A 24,830-nucleotide genomic window follows, 5' to 3' on the forward strand; every position below is an offset into this window, starting at 1 on the left:
TCTAGGAATGAGGGCCTCGTCCGCGGCGAGTGGGGCGATCGTTGTGTTTAGTGGCCTGCGCGCAGGTATTCCAACTGTGCCTGCACGGAACTGCGTGCGGCAGGCCAGAGTCGCTTGTCGACGTCGGCGTATACCTTGCGGACCACCGCGAACGCGCCAGCGTCGTTGCCTAACTCGTCAAGCGCGGCCTTGACCTGGGCCAGCCGTTCGCGTCGATGGTTGAGGTAGTACTCGAACACCGGAACGGCTTCGGGATGATCGGGCCCATGCGCGGGCAGCAGCGCTTTACCAGCGCCGACCTTAATCAGGGTTTCGAGCGAGTCGAGGAAGTTCTTCAGCGCGTTCGGCCCGTTTTCCAGCACTGTTGTGCCGCGACCGAGCACGGTGTCGCCCGACAGGATCGCGTCGTCGAGGAGGAAGCTCACCGAATCGCCGGTGTGGCCGGGGGTGGCGAGCACGGTAATTCGCACGCCCGCTGCTTCGATCACCTCGCCGTCGACGAGCGGCGCGACGTCGCCATGCAGGTACTTGCGCTCGACCGCGCGAACCGGCGTTCCGGTCGCGCGGACGAGCGCTTTGATGCCGTCGGTGTGGTCGAAGTGGTGGTGGGTGATGAGCGTGAGCGCGACCCGACCACCGGTCGCTTCGACGATCGCCGCGGTATGGGCCTTATCTTTCGGCCCAGGATCGACGACGATGAACTCGTCGCTGTCGGGCCCACGCAGCAACCAGGTGTTGGTGCCGTCGAGGGTCATCTGTCCTGGGTTGTCGGCCAGCAACACCGATGCGGTCGGAGTTACTGGCCGAACCCGGCCATACGCGGGATGTGCGAGCGTCATGACAGGTATTAGCCGTCAACCTCGACGATCAATTCCACCTCAACCGGCGTGTTCTTCGGCAATTCGGAAACGCCGACTGCCGAACGCGCGTGCACGCCAGCTTCGCCGAACACCTCGCCGAGGAATTCCGACGCACCGTTGATCACGATCGGCTGGTCGGTGAAGCCGGGAGCGGAGTTCACGAACCCAACTACCTTGACAATCCGCACAACTCGATCGAGGCCGACCAAATCATGAACGGCGGCAAGGGCATTCAGTGCGCAGAGACGGGCGGCTTCGACCGCGGTCGGCACGTCGACATCGGCGCCGACCTTGCCTTCCGCCGACAGTTCGCCGTCAACGAAGGGCAGCTGACCGGAGGTGTAAACGAGCGAACCCGTTTGCACCGCGGGTACATACGCTGCGACCGGCGGTGCGACGGGTGGCAAAACGACGCCCAGTCGATCGAGCGCGTCCTTCCATTCGGTCTTGCTCACTTTTGCCGCTTCAGGTAGGCGACATGCTGCTCGCCGGTCGGGCCAGCAAGCACCGAGACCAGTTCCCAGCCATCGGCGCCCCACTGGTCGAGGATCTGCTTGGTCGCGTGCGTCAACAGCGGCACGGTCGCGTACTCCCACACGGTGGTTTCACTCATGCCGAGAGTTTAGGACCTGTGCACCGAAGGACGCCTTAACGGGCTATAGGCTCAGCGACGTGGGAGCACCAACAGATCCATGGCCACCGCGCGCGGCAGCTGCCCGCTTGCATTACGTAACTGGCAAGGGGGGCACGGGTAAGTCGACCGTCTCGGCGGCATTGGCGTTGGCACTTGCCTCCGGGGGGCGTCGAGTGCTTCTTGTTGAAGTCGAAAGTCGACAGTCCATCGCGCAACTGTTCGACCGGCCGCCGTTGCCACCCACCGAGACTCGCATCGCGACCGCTGACGGTGGCGGCGAGGTGGTCGCGCTCGCGCTCGACACCGAATACGCGTTCCTCGAATACCTCGACATGTTCTACAACCTTGGCTTCGCCGGTCGCGCGATGCGGCGGATGGGCGCGATCGAGTTCGTGACGACCATCGCGCCCGGCCTGCGTGACGTGATCCTCACCGGCAAGATCAAAGAATGCGCGGTCCGCACTGAGGACGGCAAGTTCGCCTACGACGACATCGTCGTTGACGCGCCACCGACCGGCCGCATCGGCACGTTCCTTGACGTGACGAAGGCGATGGCCGAAATCGCCAAGGGCGGCCCGATCGCGAGTCAGGCTGAAAGCGTGTCGAAGCTGCTGCATTCGGATCAGACGATGATCCATCTGGTGACGCTGCTCGAAGCGCTGCCGGTGCAGGAGACCGCCGACGCCGTCGCCGAACTCACCGACGCTGGCCTGCACGTTGGGACGGTGATCGTGAATCGCGCGGCGACCGGCGAACTGTCGCCGACCGACCGCGCCGCCGCCGTCGCTGGCGAGCTCGATCCGGCAGCGATCGCGACGAGCCTTGCCGAAGCCGGGATCAAACTGCCCGACGCTGAGTTGGCCGGTTTGCTGACCGAGACCGTCGACCACGCCGTCATGCTCACCGCCCAGGACGAAAGCGCGGCTGAGCTGAGCAAAGTCGACGTTCCGCAACTGCGGCTACCCGCCCTGACCGATGGCATGGACCTCGGCGGGCTTTATGACCTAGCCGAACAGCTAACCGCGCAGGGAGTGCGATGAGCGAGCATGTGACCACCCCTCCGCCGCTAGAGATCTCGCGCATCATCGACGACCCGAGTTCGCGTGTGATCGTGTGCTGCGGTTCCGGTGGTGTCGGCAAAACGACGACGGCCGCCGCTATCGCATTGAAGGCCGCAGAGGCCGGGCGCAAGGTTGTCGTTTTGACGATCGACCCGGCCCGACGGCTCGCACAGTCGCTTGGCGTCGCCGATCTCGACAACAGCCCGCAGCGCGTTGAGCTTGGTCCGGAAGTGCCCGGCGAGCTATTCGCGATGATGCTCAACATGCGCCGCACGTTCGACGACATGGTTTTAGAGCACACCACCGCCGACAAAGCCGAGCAGATTTTCGCGAATCCGATCTATCAAACGGTCGCGTCGTCGTTTGGTGGCACGCAGGAATACATGGCGATGGAGAAGCTCGGCCAACTCGCCGCGCGCAAAGAGTGGGACCTGATCGTGGTCGACACTCCCCCGTCACGCAACGCGCTCGACTTCCTTGACGCGCCGAAGCGGCTGGGCACGTTCCTCAACGGGAAGATGATTCGCCTGATCATGGCACCGGGTCGCGGTGTCGGCCGACTCGTGACCGGCGCGATGAGCCTGGCGATGCGTGGCGTTTCGACGGTTGTCGGCGGCCAGATGCTCAAGGACGCTTCGGTGTTCTTGCAGTCGCTTGAGTCGCTGTTCGGCGGGTTCCAGGATCGCGCGGAGAAGACGTTCGCGATGCTGGCTAAGCCGGGCACGCACTTCGTCGTTGTCGCTGCCGCCGAACCCGATGCCCTGCGTGAGGCTTCGTTTTTCGTCGACCGACTGTCGACCGAGCAGATGCCGCTTGCCGGGCTGGTGCTCAACCGCACGCATCCGGCGTTGGCGCCCGCGTTGTCGGCCGACCACGCACTGACCGCTGCCGACCAACTCGCCGACACCGACGCGCTGACCGCTGGCATCTTGCGTATTCACGCCCAGCGGGAACAGACCGCTAAGCGCGAGCAACGCCTGCTGCACCGGTTCACCGGCGCGCACCCGCATGTACCGGTTGGCGCGGTGACCGCGCTGCCCTTCGACGTGTCTGATGTCGAAGCATTGCGCGCTGTTGGTAGTCAGTTGCTATAACTACCGCGTCCGCTATGTCCCACAACGGCGCCGATGTCCGCTTTCTCCGCGGACTCGGCGCCGTTGTGATAACGGTCCGGTATCGCCTGCTAGATCGCGACCTTCTGATTGCGTTGGGCCTGGAAGAATTCGCCCCACGACGTCACATCGGGATGCTGCTTGAGCAGTGCTCGCCGCTGCCGCTCGGTCATCCCGCCCCACACGCCGAACTCAACTCGGTTGTCCAGGGCGTCGGCGCCACACTGCATCAGCACTGGGCAGTGTCGGCAAATCGTCGCCGCTTTGCGCTGTGCCGCTCCACGAACGAACAGCTGGTCAGGATCAACTTCCTTGCATCGCGCCTGGGCAACCCAAGCGATCCTTGCCTCGGCCTGCTCTACATCCAGTCGAGCGATGGGGGTTGTGATGTTCATTTGATGTGCCCCTTTGCAGTCCCAACACCGCACTACACGGCGCTCGAAGAATCGCGAGTACAAACCGCGGCAACCTACTACCGCTGCGGTCTGCACCACATTCCACTTTGAGTGTTAGCTCTATCACACTGGGTTCTCAATCTAGGTAAAGGTATGGGGTCAGCGCAAGACCGGCCCCGATTTTTTGGTACGTCCGTCCCTCCAAAATCAGGACAGAACCGGGCAGTCGTGCTGTTCACCGGCGTGTAGAGCCGCGACACGCCGAAGTGATCATTTTGTTGACACGCCCGGGCAACCCCCCTGGCATCCGCTGGACATTCGAACGGCAACCAACCCGAAGCCAACCGTCAATGAGCACAGCCGCGAAGACCGCCGCACCACCCTTTAGGCTGGGGCCGTGCCGATCACTCAAACGCTCGCGAGGCTGGCCGGCAGCTGCGCGCTGGCCGCCGTGCTAGTCGCCGGGCTGTTGTTCCCCCTGGCCGGTGGATTCGGGTTTATTTCCAACCGAGCCGCCGACGCCGTCGACAATGTGTCCGCCGAACTGGTCGAGGGCACCGTCCCCGCCGTTTCGACGATGGTCGACGTCAACGGGGCGCCCATCGCGTGGCTGTACGAGCAACGGCGATTCGAGGTGCCGAGCGATCGCATCTCCAACAACATGAAGCTCGCGATCGTGTCGATCGAAGACAAGCGCTTCGCCGACCACGAGGGCGTCGACTGGCAGGGCACGCTGCGCGCGTTCATGACCAACACGTCGTCGGGCAACGTCCAGCAGGGCGCGTCCACGCTCGACCAGCAGTACGTGAAGAACTTCAACCTGCTTGTCGTCGCCAAGACCGACGCCGAACGTCGCGCCGCGATCGAGACCACGCCCGCGCGCAAGTTGCGTGAGATTCGCATGGCGCTGACGCTCGACCGTGAGCTGAGCAAGGACGAGATCCTCACTCGCTACCTGAACCTCGTCCCGTTCGGCAACGGCTCCTACGGCATCCAGGACGCCGCGCAGACCTACTTCGGTGTCGACGCCGCCGACCTCAACGTCACGCAGTCGGCGATGCTCGCCGGCATGGTGCAGTCGAGCTCCAAGCTCAACCCGTACAACAACGTCGCCGGCGTCACCGATCGACGCAACACCGTGCTCGACACGCTGATGCAGAACATCCCCAACCGCGCCGAGGAATTCCGCAAGGCGAAGGCCGAGCCGCTTGGCGTGCTGCCCCAGCCGAAGAGCCTGCCGCGCGGCTGCATCTCGGCCAACGACAAGGGCTTCTTCTGCGACTACGCGTTGCAGTACCTCGCCGAGGCTGGCATCAGCCGCGAGCAGGTCGAAAAGGGCGGCTACACGATCAAGACCACGCTCGACCCCGCGTTGCAGGAGTCGGTGAAGCGCTCGGTGACCGAGGCGGCCAACCCGAACCTCGACAACATCGCCGAGGTGATGTCGGTTGTCGCGCCCGGTCAAGACGCGCATCCGGTGCTTGCGATGGCCTCATCGCGCACGTACGGCCTCAACCGCGACGCCAACGAGACTTTGCTCGGCCAGCCCTACACGATGGCTGGCGACGGCGCTGGCTCGATTTTCAAGGTCTTCACCACCGCCGCCGCGATGGAAAAGGGACTTGGCACAAGCGCCCAACTCGAAGTGCCCGGCGTCTACGCCGCGCGCGGCATGGGTTACTCGAACGCGCCCGGCTGCCCCGCCGACGCCTGGTGTGTGAAGAACGCGGGCGCGTACCCGGGATCGATGTCGGTCACCGACGCGCTCGCAACGTCGCCTAACACCACCTTCGTCAAGATGATTCAAGACGTTGGCGTCCCTGCTGCCGTCGATATGGCCGTTCGCCTCGGCATGCGGTCCTACACGCAGCCCGGCACCTCCGGCCACGGCAACTCAAGCCTCGCCGACCACATCAAAGACAACAACATGGGTTCGTTCACCCTCGGCCCGTTCGCGATCAACCCGCTCGAACTGTCGAACGTGGCGGCGACGCTCGCGTCGAGTGGAAAGTGGTGCCCGCCAACGCCGATTCGTGAGGTCATCGACCGGCACGGCAAGGTTGTTCCGCTCACGCAACAGGCGTGCGAACAGGTTGTCGACCCCGGTCTGGCCAACACCCTCGCCAACGCGATGAGCAAGGACGACATCTCCGGCACGGCAGCGGGTGCCGCCCGCGCCGCAGGGTGGGCCGCGCCGATGTCGGGCAAGACGGGTACCACCGAAACGCACCGGTCGTCGGCGTTCCTCGGCTTCACCAACAGCCTCGCCGCCGCCTCCTACGTCTACGGCGACAGCCCGACGCCCGGCGAGATCTGCTCGTCCCCGCTGCGCAACTGCGGTGGCGGCGATCTCTACGGTGGCAACGAGCCAGCGCGCACCTGGTTCAACGCGATTAAGCCACAGCTCGACCGCTACAGCCCGCCCGCGCTACCCCCGCTCGACGACCGGTACGTGCGTGGCGCTGGCAATTCGCAGGTGCCCGATGTCGCTGGTAAGTCCCAGGGTGAGGCGACCTCGATGCTGAGCGGTGCCGGATTCCAGGTTTCGGCGACGACGAGCGCGGGCTCGCAACCGAAGGGGACCGTGATGGGGTCATCACCGAATGGGTCGGCGGTGCCGGGATCGGTGATCACGATTTACGTGAGCGACGGGTCGGTGCGCGTGCCGACGCCGACACAGGCGCCGCCTGCGCCGTCCGCACCGACGGTGCCGGGTTTGCCGCAGATCCCGCGTCTGCCACCCATCCCCATCCCCGTGCCCAGATAAGGGTCGCGCTCCGCGCTCCGAGTCGGGACCCCTGGGAGTCCCGCTCTTCCCTCCCGCCGGGCACTCCTTCGTCGCACCCTCTGGTCAGTCCATCGCGGGACGGGGTCCCTCCGGTCGCGTGGTAAACGCGAAAGGCGCTCAATCCGAATTGGATTGAGCGCCTTCGTTTTTCGCTACTCAGAGCCGCGCGCGTACCGCAGCCGACAAGCGCGATCCATCGGCCTTGCCGTTCGCCAACGCGGTCGCGATCTTCATGACCTGACCCATCTGCTTCATCCCAGGCCGCTCGCCGTTTTCCTGCGCGACCTGGGCGATCGCGGTGTCGGCTACTTCGGCGACCTCAGCGTCGTCGAGTGGGGTCGGCAAGTAGCTTTCGATCACCGCTTCCTCGGCGTGCTCGTTGGCGGCGAGTTCGCCACGTCCGGCCTGCTCGTAATACACGGCGGCCTCATTGCGTTTTTTCGCTTCCTTTTGCAGCAGCGAGATCACTTGGGCATCGGTGAGATCGTGCGCCTCCGTGCCCGAGGTTTCCGCGGTTTGGATCGCGGCGAGCACCATTCGCAGCGTCGCCAACACCAGCGTGTCCTTGGATTTCATCGCGGCGGTCATATCCGCGCGCAGGCGTGCTTTCAGTTCCGACATGCCCGTCACGCTAGCCGCTTGATGCGAATGCGCCCACCACATTTAGTGGCAGGTACCGAGATTTCTCACCACTTGTGCCCAAACACATACGCCCTTCCGACGGGTGGTCGCCTATGCTGGGCAAATGCCCGTTATCTCGACGTCAGCAGTCCGCCGAACCGCGTTGGGAGCGGCAAGTGCCGCTGCCGTGGGAATTACCTACGCCACGTTGATCGAGCGGAACGCGTTTGTCCTGCGTGAAGCGACAATGCCGGTGCTCGCGCCCGGTTCGCCCACGCTGCGCATTCTGCATGTCAGCGACTTGCACATGATGCCGGGCCAGCAACTCAAACAGCAGTGGTTACGCGAACTCGATCGGCTCGAACCCGATCTTGTTGTCAATACTGGCGACAATCTTTCGCACCCGAAAGCGGTGCCAGCGGTAGTGCAATCACTTGGCGGTTTGCTTGGCCGTCCTGGTCTTTTCGTTTTCGGTTCGAATGATTATTTCGCACCGGTACCGAAGAATCCGCTGAAGTATTTCAAGAAAGACCACCGTCGCGTGTACGGCGACCCGTTGCCGTGGCAAGACCTGCGCGCCGCCTTCACTGAGCGCGGTTGGCTCGACCTCACGCACGTGCGTCGCGACCTTGAGGTGTCGGGGATTCGCATCGCGAGCGCCGGTGTCGACGACCCGCACCTGCAGCGCGACCGTTACGACACCGTCGCCGGTGCGCCAAACCAGTTGGCGCAGTTGAGCATTGGCGTCACGCATTCGCCGGAGCCGCGCGTGCTCGACCGCTTCGCCGAAGACGGTTACGACCTGGTTTTGGCGGGCCACACCCACGGCGGCCAGCTCGTCGTCCCCGGTTACGGCGCGTTGGTCACCAACTGCGGCATCGACAAGTCGCGGGTCAAGGGCGCGTCGCGCTGGGGCGAGCACACGCAGTTGCACGTTTCGGCGGGCGTCGGCACGTCGCCGTGGGCCCCGTACCGCTTCTGCTGCCGCCCCGAAGCCACGTTGCTCACCCTGGTCGGCGCTCCCCCGAAGCGCCCGTCCGAAGACGCTGGTTACGGCATCACAACCACGGAAGCGATCGCCAACTAGGCCGTCTGACCAGCCGATTTAACGTTTCGCACCCGGTCGTTGTAAGCTACTTCAGGTTCACATCACGGGGTGTGGCGCAGCTTGGTAGCGCGCTTCGTTCGGGACGAAGAGGTCGCAGGTTCAAATCCTGTCACCCCGACGTGTTGGTTGAGACACAGAAAAGCCCCTGACCGGGTTACTCGGTCAGGGGCTTTTCGCATTCCTGGGGTTGGGTGGGTGGCGGTGAGGTTCCGCTAACGTGGCGCTTACTTTCTGTCACTTGATAGAAATTGCGGCTGGCTAACGTATACACGCATGTCGACACGGGTGGAGACGCTGCGGGACGTGGTCTATTCCACGCTTCGCGACGAGCTCATGAATGGGGAAATTCGGTTTGGCGACCGGCTTACCGAGCCCCGCCTTTCCACGCGGTTCGGGATGTCGCGCACGCCGGTGCGGGAAGCGCTCACCATGCTGTGCGCCGACGGGCTGCTGCAACGCGAGGAGTACGGGTTCAGTCCCGTCCGGCCGAGCATCGCGCGCATTCGCGACCTCTACGAGCTGCGGCTCACGCTTGAACTCGGCGGGATCACGCAGGTCGCTGCCGACCCCGATCGCACCTACGACCGGGACCTGCTCGAAGCGGAACGACAACGCTGGCTCGCGCTCAAAGCTGACCCGCCCGCGAAGGAACCCGGCTTCGTCGTGATCGACGAGCAGTTCCACGTCGCGCTGCTGACCGCCGCAGGCAACCGGGAAATGGTGCGTGCGCTGATCGGCGTGAACTCCCGCATTCGGCACGTTCGCCGCTACGACTTCATGCTCAACAACCGCGTAGAAACCACCATCGTCGAGCATCTGAGCATCATCGACGCCGTGCTCGCTGGCGAATACGCGACCGCCCAGGCCCGCCTTCATGCCCACATCGGCGACTCACTCGACGTCGTGCTCGACCGCATTTCCCGCGCAGTGGCAGCAATGTCGCTTAGCGATTAAGGAGTTAGCAAGTGTCAATCAGCCCCACCGCACGGGTCGCCGCCGCTTACGCACGCATCGCCGAGGTTGACCGGCCCGAAGTGTGGGTCACCTTGCGCGACAAGGACATTCTTGAAGCCGAAGCGCGTGAAGTTGAGCGTCAGCTCGCCGACGGCGCGAACCTTCCACTGGCCGGGTTGATCGTCGCGGTCAAGGACAATGTCGACGTTGAAGGACTGCCGACGACGGCCGCATGTCCCGAATTCGCCTATCCCGCAATCGAAACCGCGACGGCCGTGCAGCGACTACGCGACGCTGGCGCGCTCATCATCGGCAAAACCAACCTCGACCAATTCGCAACCGGCCTAGTCGGGACACGCAGCCCGTACGGCGCGGTCCGCAACGCGTTCCATCCCGAATTAGTGTCTGGCGGTTCAAGTTCCGGCTCAGCGGTGGCGGTCGCGTTAGGCATTGCCGACATCGGCATCGGCACCGATACCGCCGGATCAGGCCGTGTCCCAGCGGCTTTCAATAATCTCGTCGGCGTCAAAGCCACACTCGGCGTGATCCCCACGCACGGCGTGGTCCCCGCCTGCATCGACTACGACGCGGTCACCGTCTTCGCGCGAGACCTTGACCTCGCGGTTAGGGCGGCGAGGACCATGTCGGGTCCCGACGAAAAGACCCGCGTAGTCGCGCCTGGCCAGCCGACGTTCCGTTGGCCGCGCGACCGAAGCCGCACGTCGCGATCCCGCGCGCGGAAGACTTAGCCGCCCTGAGCCCGTCGTATCGAAAAGCGTTTGCGGACACGGTGTCTCGACTCAACGACGTCGACATCACCGAAATCGATATCTCACCCCTGCTCGACGCCGCGCGCCTCCTCTACGACGGCGCGATCGTCGCCGAACGCTACGCCGCCGTCGGCGACTTCGTCGTGAAGCAACCGCAGGGTCTCGACCCCACAGTTGCCGAAATCATCAGCAAGGCAACCGAACTCGACGCGGTTGCCTTCGCCAACGACGTCAGTACTCTGACCAATGCGAAGGCCGAAGCAACCAAACTGCTCGCCCCCTACGACGCCCTGCTGCTCCCAACAACCACCGAGCACCCAAACATCGAAGCAGTCGCCGCCGAGCCGCTAGCGATCAACCGCCGACTGGGCACCTACACCAACTTCTGCAACCTGTTAGACCTCGCCGCCGTCGCCGTCCCTGGCAACAAAACCGACGATGACCTCCCCTTCGGCGTGATGTTCATCGTCGATACCTTCGCCGACCAACGCGCCATCGACCTCGCCGCCCGACTACTCAACGTCGAATCCCCCGCCTTTGTAACCGACTCGGTACCCCTCGCCGTCTTCGGCGCCCACCTGCGCGGCCAGCCCTTGAACTGGCAACTCGACGGCGCGCGCTTCGCGGGAGAAATCCGGACAACCGACGCCTACCGTCTCACCGCACTGCAAACAACACCGCCGAAACCGGGGTTGGTCCGCCACGGTGACGGGCAAGGCGCCGAGATTTACGGCGAACTGTTCGAACTTTCCCCAGCGCACCTCGGCCGCTTCCTCGCCGACCTGCCCGCCCCCATGGCCCTGACCAGCGTCGAGCTCGCCGACGGCCGCACGGTCACCGGCTTCGCCTGCACCTACGATGCAGCCCTGGCCGCCGACGACATCACCCACCACGGCAGTTGGCTCACCTATTTAGCAGCTGCTCGGTCGCGCTAACCCAGACCGACCAGCACCTCCACACACCCGGAACTGCCCGTAATCGAACGTGGTTACCCTCAGCGTCGTTTGCCTGCTCTGCGTCCGGAAGAGCCAGTTGTCACGCCACCGGCTCGGCGACCGTTCACCCCTCGAGACCGGTCGCCGAGCCGGGTGTTCCGGCGTCGGTGACAACAATGCGGTCGCGCTCTCGAGAGGTTCTTATCAAGAACTTGTCGCATCACGCGCTTAGCGCGCGATGATGGAGGTATGGAAACTGTCATCGTCTGGATATTGGCCAGCCTGCTGTATTGGTTCTCGAACTTCTAGGAATCCGCAGCAGCTTTTCCGTACAAAAAATTCGCGGAAAGTTTGCTGAGACTGTCGCTGTCATCGCGTATCCCCCTCCCGCAGCATGGATGGGAGGGAGGAAACGCCAATGGCAATCATCGAGCTCGCGCCCTGGTATTTCGCAAGCGATGTGGTTCACGAGGCAGCGTTTCGCATCGACCTTCCTGGCCCAGATCGGGGGTATTGGCTCCTTTCGTACTTGCCAGGATTCACCTTCACCGCCCACCAGGCCCGAATTGGGCTGGCACTCGCGGAAATGATCCTGCTCGACACCGAGTTCTCAACCGCGGGCTTCGACCGCGACCTCGCCGAACTCCAAGCCGAAGAACTCGGCCTCACCTACACCGGCGTAATGCTCGCCCTCGCCGCCCGAGTGATCGACGAACGCGACACCCACAGCTGGCTACTTTTCGGCGACAACACCGACCTTCAGCTTTGAGCAAACGAACAGTAACCACCGTCACAGTTAGAAGCGGAATCAACTTAACTGGTCGGTCGTTATACCCCTTGTCGACGTCCGTACAGCCCCGGGCCTCACCCCTTTTGTCGCTTCGAGCGACCACTCGCCGAGAGGCGCTTGTGGGGCGTCGGCCTTTGTGAACGCCGTCAGGGAGTCCTGGCGGCGTTTTCCATATCGCGAGCAAGGCCCGGATGGTCGAGGATTAGCCGCGTGAATGAGTTAGGTAGGCGGTTAGGGCTCGCTGACGCGGTGGTCGTCGGATTAGGCGCGATGGTCGGCGCTGGGATTTTCGCCGCGTTCGGACCGGCTGCGGCCGCAGCTGGCAGTTGGTTGTTGCTCGCACTCGCGCTTGCCGCGCTGCTCGCCTACTGCAACGCGATCTCGTCGGCGCGACTCGCCGCGCTCTACCCGGTCTCGGGCGGCACCTACGTTTACGGGCGCGAACGGCTCGGCGCGTTTTGGGGGTACATCGCGGGCTGGGGATTTGTTGTCGGGAAGACGGCGTCGTGTGCGGCGATGGCGCTGACGGTCGGCGCATACGCGTGGCCGGGACACGAGCGGCTGATCGCGGTTGCCGTTGTCGTGGCCGTCACGCTGGTCAACTACCTCGGCGTTGAAAAGTCGGCGCTCGCGAGTCGGGTGATCGTCGGCATCGTGCTCGCGGTCCTGCTCGTCGTCGCGGTGACCGGCCTCACCGGCGACCACGCTAACGCGAGCACAGCGACATCAACCGGCCCCTACGGCGTTCTTCAAGCCGCTGGCCTGCTGTTCTTCGCCTTCGCGGGCTATGCGCGCATCGCGACGCTCGGCGAAGAAGTTCGCGAACCGGCGCGCACGATCCCCCGCGCGATCATGGTCGCTCTCGTGATCGCGCTCGGCGTCTACACGCTTGTCGCGGTTGCCGCGCTGCTCACGCTCGGCGCTGGTGGGCTCGCGAACGCGACCGACCCGCTCGCGCGCGTTGTCGAAGCGGCAGGGTTCCCTGGCCTTACGCCGGTTGTCCGCGTTGGAGCCGCCCTCGCCGCGACCGGTTCACTTCTCGCCCTCGTCCTCGGTGTCTCCCGAACCACGCTGGCCATGTCGCGCGACGGTCACCTCCCGAAAACCCTTGCCGCGATCCACCCGCGCTACCGCGTCCCGCATCACGCCGAACTCGCGGTCGGCGTGATCGTCGCGATCGCGGCGGCCACGGTCGACCTGCGCGGCGCGATCGGCTTCTCCTCCTTCGCCGTGCTGACCTACTACCTCGTCGCGAACCTGTCGGCGGCCACGCTCACGCAAGCCGAAAACCGGCCGCCCCGTTGGGTTCCCGTTGTTGGCGCGATCGGCTGCGTCGTCGTCGGGTTCGCATTGCCGTTAACTTCGGTGCTCGCGGGACTTGCCGTCCTCGGGGTCGGGGCGGTCGCGTACTTCGTTCGCCAACATCGATTAGGGGATTAACCTGGCCCTGCTTTACGGGCTACGGTTGCGGCGAGGGACTACCCTCGGCGGCATGCGGCTGCTGGGAGGCGTTCTCGCGGGTGTGATCACAGCTACTTTGGTGTCGGCGAGTTTGGTCGGCGCGCACGCGCAGGCGAGTCCGAGCCAGCACTGCGCGGTCACTTCGGAGCGTGAATTAGCCAAGGCCGAACCGGAACAAGTTGGGCTGGATTCCGCGAAACTTAAGTCCGCGTTGGAATTCGCGTCAACGCGAAACCGCTTGAATGTCCAGATCTTTCGCCACAACTGTCTCGTCGGTGAAGGGCTGCGTAATCACGAGACCGGCAATACCGCCTGGAACATTTGGAGCGTCACGAAGTCGGTGGTTTCGCTCCTCGCCGGAATGGCCGCTGACCACGGCAAACTCGACATCAGCGCGCCCATCGACCGCTACCTGCCGGCTGGCCTTGGCGACCAAACACACCGGTCGATTACCGTCGAAAACCTGCTCACCGAAACGTCGGGCATGAAGACCGGCGTGCTTTCCGAGGGCGTCACCGCCGTGATTCCGGTCGACCCCAACAGCGCGGTGCAGGCGTTGGCCGTCGAGCTCATCAACCCGCCGGGGACGACGTTCAGCTACAGCCAACGCAATGTCGACTTGCTTTCGTGGGTTGTCGAATTGGCGGTCGGCGAGCCGTTGCAAGACTTCGCGCAACGCGAGTTGTTCGACCCGCTCGGCATCGAACGCGGCGACTATTACTGGGCGCGCGACCGGTCGGGTCACACCTACGGCTACGCGCACCTGATGCTGCCGCCCAACAACCTCGCCAAGCTCGGCTTGCTCGTCTCCAACAACGGACAGTGGGGCGCGCAACGCATCGTTTCGGCCGACTACCTGCGCAAAGCAACGTCGCCGTCACCGCAAAACCCCTGCTACGGCTACCTTTTCTGGGTTGGCACCGGATGTGGTGAGTCGCCGGATTATCTGCCCGCCGACACCTATTTCATGTCCGGGTTGGCGCTGCAAAACGTGTTCGTTATCCCCAGCCTCGACCTGATGGTCATGTGGACGGGCACCTTCGGCAACGTGAGCGCCTATGGCCCCGAGGGCATTCTCGCCCACCCCGAAGAACTACCGCACGAATTCTTCCGTCGCCTTTTCGCCGCGTTCACCGACACCCCAACGCCGACGGCGAAACCGTACGTTGAACCGCCGCTGCAATTCGACGCGAGCCGCCTCGTCGACGCCAACATCTTGCTCGCGGTGTTCGGCATCGGCCCAGGTGCCTACCCCGGTTGCACGATCTTCAGCTGCTTGAATCAGCCACTGGCGACGCCCTTTTCGAGTATCCCGCCCGGTTGCGCGATCCTCGCGTGCGTCGGCAACGATCCGCGAACACCAGCGATCAGATAACGAAAAAGGCCGGGCCACAACGTGACCCGGCCTTTTTCGAATAATCAGCGGTTCTGCAGCAGCACTTCCGCGATCTGAATCGTGTTGAGCGCCGCGCCCTTTCGCAGGTTGTCACCCGAGATGAACAGCGCGAGACCGCGGCCACCGGGCACGCCCGGATCTTGGCGGATACGACCGACGAGCGAGTCGTCCTGACCGGCCGCCGCGAGCGGGGTCGGCACGTCAACAAGACGTACGCCGGGAGCCTTCGCAAGCAATTCTTGCGCCTGCTCAACCGAAATCGGCTCGGCGAATTCGGCGTTGATCGACAGCGAGTGACCGGTGAAAACCGGGACGCGCACACAGGTGCCGCTCACGAGCAGCTCGGGCAGACCGAGGATCTTGCGGCTCTCGTTGCGCAGCTTCTGGTCTTCGTCGGTTTCGAACGAGCCGTCGTCAACGAGCGCGCCGGCGAGCGGGATCACGTCGAACGCGATCGGCGCGACGTACTTGTTCGGCGCGGGGAAATCGACAGCGGAACCGTCGTGGACGAGCTTCTCAGCGTCGTCGGCGACCGCGCGAATCTGCGAAGCAAGCTCCTCGACACCAGCCAGGCCCGAACCCGAAACCGCCTGGTACGACGAAACGATCAGGCGCTGCAAACCGGCAACATCGTGCAGCGGCTTGAGCACGGGCATCGCGGCCATCGTGGTGCAGTTCGGGTTCGCGATGATGCCCTTGACCAGGTTCTGCGTCGCCTCCGGGTTCACCTCGGAAACGACGAGCGGCACGTCGGGGTCCTTGCGCCATGCCGACGAGTTGTCGATCACGGTCACACCGGCAGCCGCGAAACGCGGTGCCTGCACGCGCGACATGGTCGCGCCAGCCGAGAACAACGCGATGTCGAGACCCGACGGATCGGCGGTCTCGGTGTCTTCAACGACGATTTCGCCGCCGCGCCACGGCAGCTTCTTGCCCGCCGAACGTGCCGACGCGAAGAAACGCACCTCGTCGGCGGGGAAGTTGCGCTCTTCGAGCAGCTTGCGCATGACCGCGCCGACCTGACCGGTCGCGCCGACAACACCTACACGTACACCCATTGCTTAACGCCCCGTTCCGCCGTGAACGACAGCGGCTTCGTCGCCGCCCAGATCGAATGCCTTGTGCAACACCTGAACTGCCTCGTCTAGTTCGGTGTCGCGAACCAGCACCGAGATGCGGATTTCCGAGGTGGAGATGAGGTCGATGTTGACGCCAGCGTTGGCGAGCGCCTCACAGAACGTCGCGGTGACGCCCGGGTGCGACTTCATGCCGGCACCGACAAGCGAAACCTTGCCGATTTCGCTGTCGGAAAGGATTTCGGCGAAGCCAATCTCGTCCTGACGCGCGGTGAGGATCTCAACGGCGCGCGCGAGGTCGGTCTTGGGGCAGGTGAAGGTGATGTCGGTCTTGCCGGTGTCGACCTTCGAGATGTTCTGCAACACCATGTCGATGTTGATTTCGGCGTCGGCAACCGCACGGAAAACCTTCGCCGCGTAGCCGGGCTCGTCGGGCAGGGCGACAACGGTCACCTTGGCTTCGCTGCGATCGTGCGCGACGCCGGTCAGGATTGCCTGCTCCACAGGGATGTCCTCCATCGATCCGAAAACAGTGGTGCCGATCTTGTCGGTGTACGACGAACGCACGTGCACGGGCACGTTGTAGCGGCGCGCGTACTCGACGCAGCGCAGCATCAGCACCTTCGAGCCGCAAGCGGCCATTTCCAGCATCTCCTCGTAGGAGATCTGGTCGAGTTTTTGGGCATCGCTGACGATGCGCGGGTCGGCGCTGAAGATGCCGTCGACGTCGGTGTAGATCTCGCAGACGTCGGCCTTGAGTGCGGCGGCGAGCGCGACGGCGGTGGTGTCGGACCCACCGCGACCGAGCGTGGTGACATCTTTGCTGTCCTGGCTGACGCCCTGGAAGCCAGCGACGAGCACGATCGTGCCTTCGTCGAGCGCTTCGCGAAGGCGGCCCGGGGTGACGTCGATGATCTTGGCCGTGCCGTGCGCGCCGGTGGTGATGATGCCCGCCTGCGAACCCGAGAACGAGCGAGCTTCTTCACCGAGGGCGTGAATTGCCATGGCTACCAACGCGTTTGAGATGCGCTCACCGGAAGTAAGGAGCATGTCCATCTCACGCGCGGGCGGCGCGTCGGTGACCTGTTCTGCCAGATCGAGCAGTTCGTCGGTGGTGTCGCCCATTGCCGAGCAAACGACAACAACATCGTGGCCCTGCTTCTTGGTCTCTACGATCCGTTCAGCGACGCGCCGGATCCGCTCGGCGGTAGCCACCGAGGATCCTCCGTACTTCTGAACAACGAGAGCCACGGCTAGGTCCTTACACATTCGACAATCAAGCTTCTATCAGCGCCCAAGAGTACCGGGACAGGTGCGGCGGTTTTGCCGCTACCTCCCCCGATGATGGAAACGACACACCCTCGTCACCTGTGGATAACCGCGTTCGCTACTTCCGTTCGAACCAGGTGACCTGGGTTCCGCTGTCGAAATCCTTGCGCGACTTCACCGCGAATTGTGTCGGGTTGAAGACACCGGCGAACGCCGAAATACCCGCACCCGCGACGACGGGGTAGGACTTGATCACCATTTCGTCGATCTCATCGACGAGTTGTCCGGCGAGATTCCCGCCGCCGCATAGCCAGATGTCGCCCCCATCGGCCCGTTTGAGTTCGCGAACGAACTCGGCCGCGTCGCCAGTGACCCGCTCGACCTGCGGGTCATCGATAGTGAGCGTGGCGGCGAAGACGTATCGAAACGCTCGTTGAACGTGCCATTTCCGCCTGAGCTGGTCGTTTGTCCAGGCAGGGGCCATGTTGACGATAGCCGGTACTACTGTGCAGAATCGGGCGGCAACGTGGCTGTCGCTGGATGAGGATGAGATGCGCTCCAAGATTGATATCCAATTCAGCGTCGATGCGGGGATCGAACAGGTGATGGACGCCCTGCTCGCCGTCGAGTCGCTCGCTGAGTGGTCGACCAACTATTCCGACGTCCGAGTCGGGCCGCGCGACGCCCAGAATCGCCCGCGCAGAGTGTTCGCGACCGCGCACTTCATGGGCAACGCCGACTCGCAGGTCCTTGAATACGCGTGGGAACCCGATGCTGTGCAGTGGCGCGTTGTCGATAGCAGCCGCGGGTCGGCGGGCGGCGGGTCCATCGAGCTGGCCGAAGGCGCCGACGGCACAACGCTGGTCGACTACCACGTCGAACTGTCGCTGCCACTGCCCATTCCGGGGTTGCTCTTGAAACGCAGCCTCCGCAAAGTCCACGACGACGTTGTCGCGAACTTCCTCGATTTCGTCGAGCAGTTCCCGCCGTCGGAGGGGTTCGTCGCGGGGTAAAACCCCATACGATTGCGTGATGATCGGTTTTCGCCGGGCCCGGTACCAACCTGTGGCCGAAGACGCGTCCGTCACTCAAATCGAATTGTTCTTCGACCTCGTCATCGTTTTCGCGTTCACGATGGTCACCGACCTCGCCGCCCACGAACTCACCTGGCTCAACATGCTGCGCGCGTTCCTCGTGCTCGGGGTGATGTGGTGGCTGTGGATCGCCTACTCGTGGCTCGGCAACGTTGTCCAAGCCGACGAAGGCATCGTGCGATTAGCGATGTTCGCCGCGATGGGTTTCGCGTTCATCGCCGCGATCGCGATCCCCGAAGCGTTCCACGACCTCCCGGGCGGCTGGAACGGCCCGCTCGTCTTCGCCCTCGCCTACCTCGGTATTCGCCTGCTGCACATGGTCATGTTTCTTGTCATCAGCGCCGACGACCCGCAACTGCGCGGTCAGGTGGTGCGGTGGGCACCGATTTCGATCGGCATCGGCACCTCGTTGCTGGTCGCGGCCGCGATGACACACGGAACGCTCCAGATTCTGCTGTGGATCGCGGCCATCGGCGGTGACGCGTTGTGGACGAAATTCGCGGGCGCTGATTGGCGCATCAACTCGGCCAAGCATTTCGCCGAACGCTATGGGCTGATCGTCATCATCGCGCTTGGCGAGTCGATCGTTTCGATCGGCATTGGCGTTGCTGGCCAACCGGTTTCGTGGCCAATCACCGTGGGTTCGATGCTCGGGCTCGCGGTGTCGGGCTTGTTGTGGTGGGCCTATTTCGACGTCACCGCGCTGTCGGTTGAGCACGCGTTCGCGCAAGCGACGGGCAAGCGGAAGATTCGCATCGCGCAAAATTCCTACACGTACTGGCATTTCCCGATGATTGTCGGCGTTATCGCGCTTTCGCTCGGTTTGAAAAAGGTGCTGAATTACGCCAGTGACGAGTCGCATTATCAACTCACCGACGCGCTTAAAGGCATTCCGCTCTACGGGCTTTACGGCGGACCCGTGCTGTTCTTAGTCGCCATTATCGGATCCAAGCACTATGCGACGGGTCAGATCACCACCGCTCGTGTCGTCGCGGTTGTCGCGTTGCTCGCGCTGATTCCGGTCGCCGCCATGCTGCCCGCGCTCGCCGCGCTTGGGCTGCTGTGCGCGGTGTTGGCGGCGCTCACCATTTGGGAAGTCGCGCGTTACGCCGCACCGCGCGACGAGATTCGGCACGGGCACTAACTACGGCAGTTCTTTCGCCTGGTTCAGCAAGTGCCGGACGCCATGTTCGGCACTTGTCGGACCACGTTGGGACGCGGGCACTTTCACGCCCTTACGCACCGCTTCGCCGATCTGGTCGAGGTTCTCGCGCAGCACGTCGGCGACGAACTCGTCGGTGCGCGGGTCGTCGAGCAGCTCGCGGACCATGCGATAAACGGTATCGGCGACGAGGCGAATGATGTCGTCGTGGAACGGAATGAACCGCACCTTGCCCGTTTTCGGGTCGTTCATGATGAGGTCGACGATCATGTCGTCGAGTTCGGTGCGGTTCTCTTCCAACGCGGCAGCGATGTTTTGCGTGTAATGGCCGGCGCGCAGCACGCCGGAGACTTCTTCCAGAATCGCGATGGTCATTGGTCGTTTGATGACGTCAACAATGGTGCCGACGAAATTGTTGACGACGCTGGCGGTCACGCGTTCGCCAAACGCTCGGTCAGCAACGCGACCAATGCGGGCCGCGACAACGATCAACCGCAGCAGGCGGAAACTACGGAACCACGGGCTCGCGATCGGAATCATGCCGACGATGTCGTACCAGTAAATGAAGGGGAATTTCCAACCCCAGCCAGCGCGATGCCACCGCCACACGAATTCGATCGCGAAGACGCCGCAAATGGCCCAGTCAGCGACGATGAGCGTGTGGTAAAGCTCAGGCCCTGGGTTGAACCACGTCACCCAGACGACGAGCACAACCGAGATGATCGCCAAAATCAGCATCACCACGTCGCCCAGGAGTGACGGCGTTTTGGGGCGCGTCGTCACGGGCAAGTCGATCGAGGTGTAGTCGGCGGCACCGGCCACGCGCACTCCTGTTAGTCAGCGCGGACTAGCCGCGCAGGATCGCTTCGATATTGCGTTCAGCCAAAGCCGTGATGGTCAACGACGGGTTCACCGTCGCTGTGCTGCCGGGGATGGCGGCACCGTCCATCACGTAAAGCCCAGGATGTCCATGCACTCGACCGTAGCCGTCGGTCGCCTTGCCGAGCACGGCCCCACCTAGTGGATGGGCCGTGAACTGGGCATTCGCGTCGTAACCGAGCACGCCGTATTCGGCGACAGCACCGGCTTTTTCGGCGATGCGATGGTCGACCGCGCGTGCGACGTCAACAACCTTGCGCTGCGCGGCCTCCGGCCATGCGAGCCCGACGCGCCCGTTCGCATAGCCGAAGCTCGCGCGTGTCGGATCCAAGACCATGCCGAGCGAAGCGAGGGCGCCCGTTTCGAATGGAATCCCGGGGATGTACCAGTTTTCCAAGGTCAGCGGGGCGATCGACTCGTCATAGATGCGACTCGCGCTAGGCACACCCTGGCCCTGACCAGCGACGGAACTCGCGCCGCGCGCCAAGACGACGTCGCCGTTGGTGCCCCACCCTTCGCCAACGTGCTCGTTGAGGTTGGGCAGCGCGCCGGTCGCCCGGGCGCGAACGAGCAGTTCAGACGTGCCCACCGAGCCCGCGCCGAGGAAGAGTTTGTCGCAGGTCAGCGTGCGGGTCGCGAGGTGCTGACCGGTCGGGTCCAGCTTCGTCACCGTCACAACGAAGCGCCCGCTCGCCTCTTGCGCGATCGAATCAACGCGGTGACCAGGGAAAATCTGGGTCTTTCCGGTGTCGGTCGCATAGCGCAGGTAATTCTGGTTGAGGTCGAACTTCGCGCCGTTGGAGTTACCCAAATTCGACCGCGCTGCCGTCGCCGACGCGCGTGACGTGCCAGCCAGCTCGGCGCGCAGGATGTCCCAGTTGAAGATCGAGTCGTTCGGCAGCGGGGTGTAGCCGGCCGCGCGGACCTGGTCGTCCCACGCGCGACTGTGCGCGAACGGCTTCGACTGATAGATGTCGCCGGGCATCGCGTCGAGACGCAGCATCTCGCGCACGCGCGGGTAGTAGACGCGCTCAAGCTCGCCGTAGTCGACAACACCGCCAAAGACCTGGTCGAACAGGTTACGCGGGGGCGCGACCATCGCGCCGGTGAACACAACCGACCCACCGCCGACCGCCGCGGCGCGCCACACGTCGATGCCCGGGTACTCGGTCACGTCGAGGACGCCGCCGAAGGAACTGAAGCTCATCGGCACCTTGGTGACGCCGGTGAAGCTGGTGCGATGCCAGAAACCGCGACCGTCAGGTAGGTCGTCGCCGGTGAAAATCTCACGCCACGGATCGTTAGGCCAGCGCGAACCGCGTTCGAGCACGGTGTTGGCGATATTGGCCTGGGCGAGCCGGAATGCCGTAACGGCAGCACCGAAACCCGAGCCAATCACGATCGCGGGCGAATGCTGCGGCGCGTCGGCGGTCTGGGCGAAGATCTCCGGTACCCACTGGCGGAAAAGCGATTCCCACACTGGATCGGCCGATGCCTTTGGCAGGTCGAATCCGACAGATCCGGCCATGCCCGCGGCAGCCGCCAAACCCGCCGCCTTGAAAAAGGCACGTCTATGCACCAGGCCACCTCCCTCATCACCAATGGCCGAAGCGGAGCTTAGTGCGTTTTGGGCGGTTAGGTTGCCAGTAATCGAACGACGGCGATGGTGCCGACCACAACGATGACCCCGCGCAACACCGTCGGCGAAAGTTTGCGGCCAACTTTCGCGCCGAGTTGGCCGCCGATGATCGAGCCAACCGCGATCAACGCGACCGCACGCCAGTCGACGTCGGCAATGACGACGAAGATCGCCGCCGACACCGCGTTCACGATCAGCGCGAGCACGTTCTTCACCGCGTTGATGCGCTGCATGTCCTCGACAAGGAAAACGCCGAGCAGCCCGACGAGCAGCACGCCCTGGGCGGCACCAAAGTAACCGCCGTAAATCCCGGTCGCGAAAACAGCCGTGAACAGGAACGGACCGCCGTTGGTCGGCGCGGTTGAGTTGTCGCCGCCGCGTCGCTCGCGCACCCACGCCGCGAGTTTCGGCTGCACAACAACAAGGACAAGCGCGACGATGATCAGGACCGGCACGATCGCGTCGAACGCCTTGGCTGGCAGCTTCAACAACAAGATCGCGCCGACGATGCCGCCGAGCAGTGACGCTGTGCCAAGCAGGCGCAGTCGAGCGGCCTGACCAGCGAGTTCGCGTCGGTAGCCGATCGCGCCGCTCACCGAACCGGGCACCAAACCGATCGTGTTCGACACGTTCGCCGTCACCGGCGGCAGCCCGAAAGCAAGGAGCGTGGGGAAGGTGATCAGCGTCCCCGACCCGACGACGGTATTGATCGCGCCCGCGCCAACTCCCGCGAGCAAAATGAGCACCTGCTGCATCACCGACATGCGTTTTCCTTACCGTCAACGTCTCGTCGAACCATGCGGGTCCGTACAAGCGTGCAATCGAGGCAAACCGTACCGCTTGCGAACGATTTTTGATTTCGCAGGCCGCTTACCGCCGACCGGTCGCACACGGTAAGCTCAGAAAATCATGCAGCGGGCACTTCTTCTCGGCCGCCGCGACGGGTTCTGATAGGACCGGCTCCCGTCGCGGGGTTCCATCGCGCCGGTCGACCCGCTCCCACCAGGGATTCCACTCACATCCACGGAGAAACTTGCATGTCCTCGGCTGACGCATTCGTATCCGCTTCGCGCACCATTTCGGCCCCGGCAAAACCCGCACCGGCCGACCAGCCCGCCTGGAACCAGCAGAAGAACTCGTCGATGCCCTCGTTCCGGTATCGCCCCTTCGCTGAAGAGGTCGAGCCCATCTCGGTGCCCGACCGCACCTGGCCCGACAAGATCATTGATCGCGCGCCCGCGTGGTGCGCTGTCGACCTGCGTGATGGCAACCAGGCACTGATCGACCCGATGAGCCCGGCGCGCAAGCGTCGCATGTTCGACCTGCTCGTCCGGATGGGTTACAAGGAGATCGAGGTCGGGTTCCCGGCCGCGAGCCAGACCGATTTCGATTTCGTTCGCGAGATCATCGAAGACGGCGCGATCCCCGACGACGTCACCATTCAGGTCCTCACCCAGTGCCGCCCCGAGCTCATCGAGCGCACGTTCGAAGCGTGCAACGGCGCGCCGAACGTCATCGTGCACTTCTACAACTCCACGTCGATCCTGCAGCGTCGCGTTGTTTTCCGCGCTGAGCGCGATGCGGTGAAGAAGATCGCGACCGACGCCGCGAAGCTGTGCCTTGAGATTGAGGCGCGCTACCCCGACACCGAGTGGCGCTACGAGTACAGCCCGGAGTCCTACACCGGTACCGAACTCGATTACGCACGTGAGGTGTGCGACGCGGTTTCGGAGATCATCGCGCCAACCCCGGCCAAGCCGCTGATCATCAACCTGCCCGCGACCGTTGAGATGGCAACGCCGAACGTGTACGCCGACTCGATCGAGTGGATGCACCGCAACCTGGCCCGTCGCGATTCGATCGTGCTGTCGCTGCACCCGCACAACGACCGTGGCACCGCCGTCGCCGCCGCCGAACTGGGTTACCAGGCTGGCGCCGACCGCATCGAAGGCTGCCTGTTCGGCAACGGCGAGCGCACCGGCAACGTCTGCCTGGTCACGCTCGGCATGAACATGTTCTCGCGTGGCATCGACCCGCAGATCAACTTCTCCGACATCGACGAGGTTCGTCGCACGGTTGAGTACTGCAACCAGCTGGCTGTCGCCGAGCGTCACCCTTACGGTGGCGACCTCGTTTACACGGCCTTCTCCGGCAGTCACCAGGACGCGATCAACAAGGGCCTCGACGCGATGAAGGCCGCTGCCGATGCCGCCGACTCCGACGTTGCCGACATCGTGTGGGAAGTTCCGTACCTGCCCATCGACCCGAAGGACGTCGGCCGCACGTACGAAGCCGTCATCCGCGTGAACTCGCAGTCGGGCAAGGGCGGCGTCGCCTACATCATGAAGACCGACCACGGTTTGGTGCTGCCGCGTCGCCTGCAAATCGAGTTCTCGCAGGCCATCCAGGCCATCACCGACGGTGAAGGTGGCGAGGTAACGCCCAAGGAAATGTGGGACGTCTTCGCGACCGAATACCTCAACCCGATCCTGCCGCTGGAACGCATGCGCCAGAAGGTCACCGCCGCGGAGACCGACGGTGGTGTCGACTCGATCGTCGCGACCGTGAAGGTCGACGGCGTTGAGCAGGAAATCACCGGCTCGGGCAACGGCCCCCTTGCCGCGTTCGTCGACGCGATCGCGACGGTCGGCTTCGACGTACGAGTACTCGACTACAGCGAGCACGCGATGTCGGCAGGCGACGACGCCCAGGCGGCGGCCTACGTCGAGGTCGCGATTGGCGACAAGGTCGTGTGGGGCGTAGGCATCGCGACGTCAATTACGACAGCGTCGCTGCGGGCGGTTGTGTCGGCAGTGAACCGGGCAG

The 24,830-nt window shown here is 63.9% G+C and carries 22 protein-coding genes, 1 tRNA gene and 1 pseudogene; 13 read left to right on the forward strand and 11 right to left on the reverse strand.

Annotated elements, in window-relative coordinates; genetic code table 11:
• Positions 1–47: 47 nt before the first annotated feature.
• The 3 genes from IEX78_RS18220 to sp36 are packed head-to-tail and all read right to left on the reverse strand — an operon-like array spanning position 48 to position 1,473.
• On the reverse strand, positions 48–839 hold the full coding sequence (locus IEX78_RS18220; RefSeq protein WP_188830160.1) for an MBL fold metallo-hydrolase: 792 nt from the start codon (positions 837–839) through the stop codon (positions 48–50).
• An 8-nt stretch (positions 840–847) separates the two neighbouring features.
• Complete coding sequence (locus IEX78_RS18225) at positions 848–1,315, reverse strand: RidA family protein (RefSeq protein ID WP_188830161.1); 468 nt, start codon at positions 1,313–1,315, stop codon at positions 848–850.
• On the reverse strand, positions 1,312–1,473 hold the full coding sequence (sp36, locus tag IEX78_RS18230) for a Sp36 family protein (RefSeq protein ID WP_188830162.1): 162 nt from the start codon (positions 1,471–1,473) through the stop codon (positions 1,312–1,314). The genes IEX78_RS18225 and sp36 overlap by 4 nt, the downstream gene beginning before the upstream one ends.
• Positions 1,474–1,532: 59 nt before the next feature.
• On the opposite strand from sp36, the gene bagA reads away from it, so the two are divergent.
• Together bagA and bagB are read left to right on the forward strand one after the other, a co-directional pair.
• Positions 1,533–2,534 carry an ATPase BagA gene (gene bagA / locus IEX78_RS18235; protein WP_188830163.1) on the forward strand — a complete coding sequence of 334 codons (1,002 nt, stop codon included), beginning with the start codon at positions 1,533–1,535 and terminating at the stop codon, positions 2,532–2,534.
• The gene (bagB, locus tag IEX78_RS18240) at positions 2,531–3,649 is read left to right on the forward strand and encodes an ATPase BagB (protein ID WP_188830164.1); all 1,119 of its coding nucleotides are present in this window, start codon (positions 2,531–2,533) and stop codon (positions 3,647–3,649) included. The genes bagA and bagB overlap by 4 nt, the downstream gene beginning before the upstream one ends.
• Before the next feature lie 89 nt (positions 3,650–3,738).
• Here bagB and IEX78_RS18245 read toward each other — a convergent pair whose 3' ends face one another.
• A complete protein-coding gene (locus IEX78_RS18245) occupies positions 3,739–4,062 on the reverse strand; it encodes a WhiB family transcriptional regulator (RefSeq protein ID WP_188830165.1) in 324 nt (107 codons plus the stop codon).
• A gap of 397 nt (positions 4,063–4,459) precedes the next feature.
• Here IEX78_RS18245 and IEX78_RS18250 point away from each other — a divergent pair, with 397 nt between their 5' ends.
• Positions 4,460–6,829: a penicillin-binding protein gene (locus IEX78_RS18250; RefSeq protein WP_188830166.1), complete on the forward strand. Its 2,370-nt coding sequence runs from the start codon at positions 4,460–4,462 to the stop codon at positions 6,827–6,829.
• A 177-nt stretch (positions 6,830–7,006) separates the two neighbouring features.
• Here IEX78_RS18250 and IEX78_RS18255 read toward each other — a convergent pair whose 3' ends face one another.
• Entirely contained in the window at positions 7,007–7,471 is a 465-nt protein-coding gene (locus tag IEX78_RS18255) for a GatB/YqeY domain-containing protein (RefSeq protein WP_188830167.1), read from the reverse strand.
• Positions 7,472–7,595: 124 nt separating this feature from the next.
• Between IEX78_RS18255 and IEX78_RS18260 the strand changes: the two genes are divergently transcribed.
• From IEX78_RS18260 to IEX78_RS18290, 7 genes and pseudogenes are all read left to right on the forward strand, one after another.
• On the forward strand, positions 7,596–8,558 hold the full coding sequence (locus IEX78_RS18260; RefSeq protein ID WP_188830168.1) for a metallophosphoesterase: 963 nt from the start codon (positions 7,596–7,598) through the stop codon (positions 8,556–8,558).
• A 65-nt stretch (positions 8,559–8,623) separates the two neighbouring features.
• A tRNA-Pro gene (locus IEX78_RS18265) sits at positions 8,624–8,697 on the forward strand.
• Between the two features lie 155 nt (positions 8,698–8,852).
• The gene (locus tag IEX78_RS18270) at positions 8,853–9,533 is read left to right on the forward strand and encodes a GntR family transcriptional regulator (protein WP_188830169.1); all 681 of its coding nucleotides are present in this window, start codon (positions 8,853–8,855) and stop codon (positions 9,531–9,533) included.
• 17 nt (positions 9,534–9,550) lie between these two features.
• A pseudogene (gene atzF, locus IEX78_RS18275) lies at positions 9,551–11,238 on the forward strand (allophanate hydrolase).
• A 418-nt stretch (positions 11,239–11,656) separates the two neighbouring features.
• Positions 11,657–12,007 carry a hypothetical protein gene (locus tag IEX78_RS18280; protein ID WP_188830170.1) on the forward strand — a complete coding sequence of 117 codons (351 nt, stop codon included), beginning with the start codon at positions 11,657–11,659 and terminating at the stop codon, positions 12,005–12,007.
• Between the two features lie 291 nt (positions 12,008–12,298).
• A complete protein-coding gene (locus IEX78_RS18285) occupies positions 12,299–13,468 on the forward strand; it encodes an APC family permease (protein WP_229684096.1) in 1,170 nt (389 codons plus the stop codon).
• A gap of 52 nt (positions 13,469–13,520) precedes the next feature.
• The gene (locus IEX78_RS18290; RefSeq protein ID WP_188830171.1) at positions 13,521–14,864 is read left to right on the forward strand and encodes a serine hydrolase domain-containing protein; all 1,344 of its coding nucleotides are present in this window, start codon (positions 13,521–13,523) and stop codon (positions 14,862–14,864) included.
• A gap of 44 nt (positions 14,865–14,908) precedes the next feature.
• Here IEX78_RS18290 and IEX78_RS18295 read toward each other — a convergent pair whose 3' ends face one another.
• The 3 genes from IEX78_RS18295 to IEX78_RS18305 all read right to left on the reverse strand — a co-directional run bounded on the left by IEX78_RS18295 (position 14,909) and on the right by IEX78_RS18305 (position 17,714).
• Positions 14,909–15,943 (reverse strand): aspartate-semialdehyde dehydrogenase, encoded by a 1,035-nt coding sequence (locus IEX78_RS18295; RefSeq protein WP_188830172.1) that lies wholly within the window; start codon positions 15,941–15,943, stop codon positions 14,909–14,911.
• A gap of 3 nt (positions 15,944–15,946) precedes the next feature.
• On the reverse strand, positions 15,947–17,212 hold the full coding sequence (locus tag IEX78_RS18300) for an aspartate kinase (protein WP_188830173.1): 1,266 nt from the start codon (positions 17,210–17,212) through the stop codon (positions 15,947–15,949).
• A gap of 136 nt (positions 17,213–17,348) precedes the next feature.
• Complete coding sequence (locus IEX78_RS18305; protein ID WP_188830174.1) at positions 17,349–17,714, reverse strand: dihydrofolate reductase family protein; 366 nt, start codon at positions 17,712–17,714, stop codon at positions 17,349–17,351.
• A 67-nt stretch (positions 17,715–17,781) separates the two neighbouring features.
• On the opposite strand from IEX78_RS18305, the gene IEX78_RS18310 reads away from it, so the two are divergent.
• A complete protein-coding gene (locus IEX78_RS18310; protein WP_188830175.1) occupies positions 17,782–18,243 on the forward strand; it encodes an SRPBCC family protein in 462 nt (153 codons plus the stop codon).
• Positions 18,244–18,262: 19 nt separating this feature from the next.
• Positions 18,263–19,468: a low temperature requirement protein A gene (locus IEX78_RS18315; protein WP_188830176.1), complete on the forward strand. Its 1,206-nt coding sequence runs from the start codon at positions 18,263–18,265 to the stop codon at positions 19,466–19,468.
• On the opposite strand, the gene IEX78_RS18320 is transcribed toward IEX78_RS18315, so the two are convergent.
• Genes IEX78_RS18320 through IEX78_RS18330 form a run of 3 tightly spaced genes read right to left on the reverse strand, consistent with a single transcriptional unit; the run spans position 19,469 to position 22,768 of the window.
• Positions 19,469–20,308: an ion transporter gene (locus tag IEX78_RS18320; protein ID WP_188830177.1), complete on the reverse strand. Its 840-nt coding sequence runs from the start codon at positions 20,306–20,308 to the stop codon at positions 19,469–19,471.
• A 25-nt stretch (positions 20,309–20,333) separates the two neighbouring features.
• Complete coding sequence (locus IEX78_RS18325; RefSeq protein WP_188830178.1) at positions 20,334–21,944, reverse strand: GMC oxidoreductase; 1,611 nt, start codon at positions 21,942–21,944, stop codon at positions 20,334–20,336.
• A 56-nt stretch (positions 21,945–22,000) separates the two neighbouring features.
• Positions 22,001–22,768 carry a sulfite exporter TauE/SafE family protein gene (locus tag IEX78_RS18330; RefSeq protein ID WP_188830179.1) on the reverse strand — a complete coding sequence of 256 codons (768 nt, stop codon included), beginning with the start codon at positions 22,766–22,768 and terminating at the stop codon, positions 22,001–22,003.
• Between the two features lie 273 nt (positions 22,769–23,041).
• Between IEX78_RS18330 and leuA the strand changes: the two genes are divergently transcribed.
• Positions 23,042–24,830 (forward strand): 2-isopropylmalate synthase (gene leuA, locus IEX78_RS18335; RefSeq protein ID WP_188830180.1); only part of this gene is annotated, 1,789 nt, incomplete at its 3' end.

Origin of the sequence: Nocardia camponoti (assembly GCF_014646135.1) — a bacterium.
Taxonomy (GTDB): domain Bacteria; phylum Actinomycetota; class Actinomycetes; order Mycobacteriales; family Mycobacteriaceae; genus Nocardia; species Nocardia camponoti.

Bases quoted from the DNA above. Each gene is read 5' to 3' on its own strand.
- IEX78_RS18245 (WP_188830165.1), bottom strand. From the start codon at position 4,062: ATGAACATCACAACCCCCATCGCTCGACTGGATGTAGAGCAGGCCGAG.
- IEX78_RS18285 (WP_229684096.1), top strand. From the start codon at position 12,299: ATGGTCGGCGCTGGGATTTTCGCCGCGTTCGGACCGGCTGCGGCCGCA.
- IEX78_RS18305 (WP_188830174.1), bottom strand. From the start codon at position 17,714: ATGGCCCCTGCCTGGACAAACGACCAGCTCAGGCGGAAATGGCACGTT.
- IEX78_RS18220 (WP_188830160.1), bottom strand. From the start codon at position 839: ATGACGCTCGCACATCCCGCGTATGGCCGGGTTCGGCCAGTAACTCCG.
- IEX78_RS18270 (WP_188830169.1), top strand. From the start codon at position 8,853: ATGTCGACACGGGTGGAGACGCTGCGGGACGTGGTCTATTCCACGCTT.
- IEX78_RS18330 (WP_188830179.1), bottom strand. From the start codon at position 22,768: ATGTCGGTGATGCAGCAGGTGCTCATTTTGCTCGCGGGAGTTGGCGCG.
- IEX78_RS18315 (WP_188830176.1), top strand. From the start codon at position 18,263: ATGATCGGTTTTCGCCGGGCCCGGTACCAACCTGTGGCCGAAGACGCG.
- sp36 (WP_188830162.1), bottom strand. From the start codon at position 1,473: ATGAGTGAAACCACCGTGTGGGAGTACGCGACCGTGCCGCTGTTGACG.
- IEX78_RS18290 (WP_188830171.1), top strand. From the start codon at position 13,521: ATGCGGCTGCTGGGAGGCGTTCTCGCGGGTGTGATCACAGCTACTTTG.
- IEX78_RS18280 (WP_188830170.1), top strand. From the start codon at position 11,657: ATGGCAATCATCGAGCTCGCGCCCTGGTATTTCGCAAGCGATGTGGTT.
- IEX78_RS18310 (WP_188830175.1), top strand. From the start codon at position 17,782: ATGCGCTCCAAGATTGATATCCAATTCAGCGTCGATGCGGGGATCGAA.
- IEX78_RS18260 (WP_188830168.1), top strand. From the start codon at position 7,596: ATGCCCGTTATCTCGACGTCAGCAGTCCGCCGAACCGCGTTGGGAGCG.
- IEX78_RS18255 (WP_188830167.1), bottom strand. From the start codon at position 7,471: ATGTCGGAACTGAAAGCACGCCTGCGCGCGGATATGACCGCCGCGATG.
- bagB (WP_188830164.1), top strand. From the start codon at position 2,531: ATGAGCGAGCATGTGACCACCCCTCCGCCGCTAGAGATCTCGCGCATC.
- IEX78_RS18295 (WP_188830172.1), bottom strand. From the start codon at position 15,943: ATGGGTGTACGTGTAGGTGTTGTCGGCGCGACCGGTCAGGTCGGCGCG.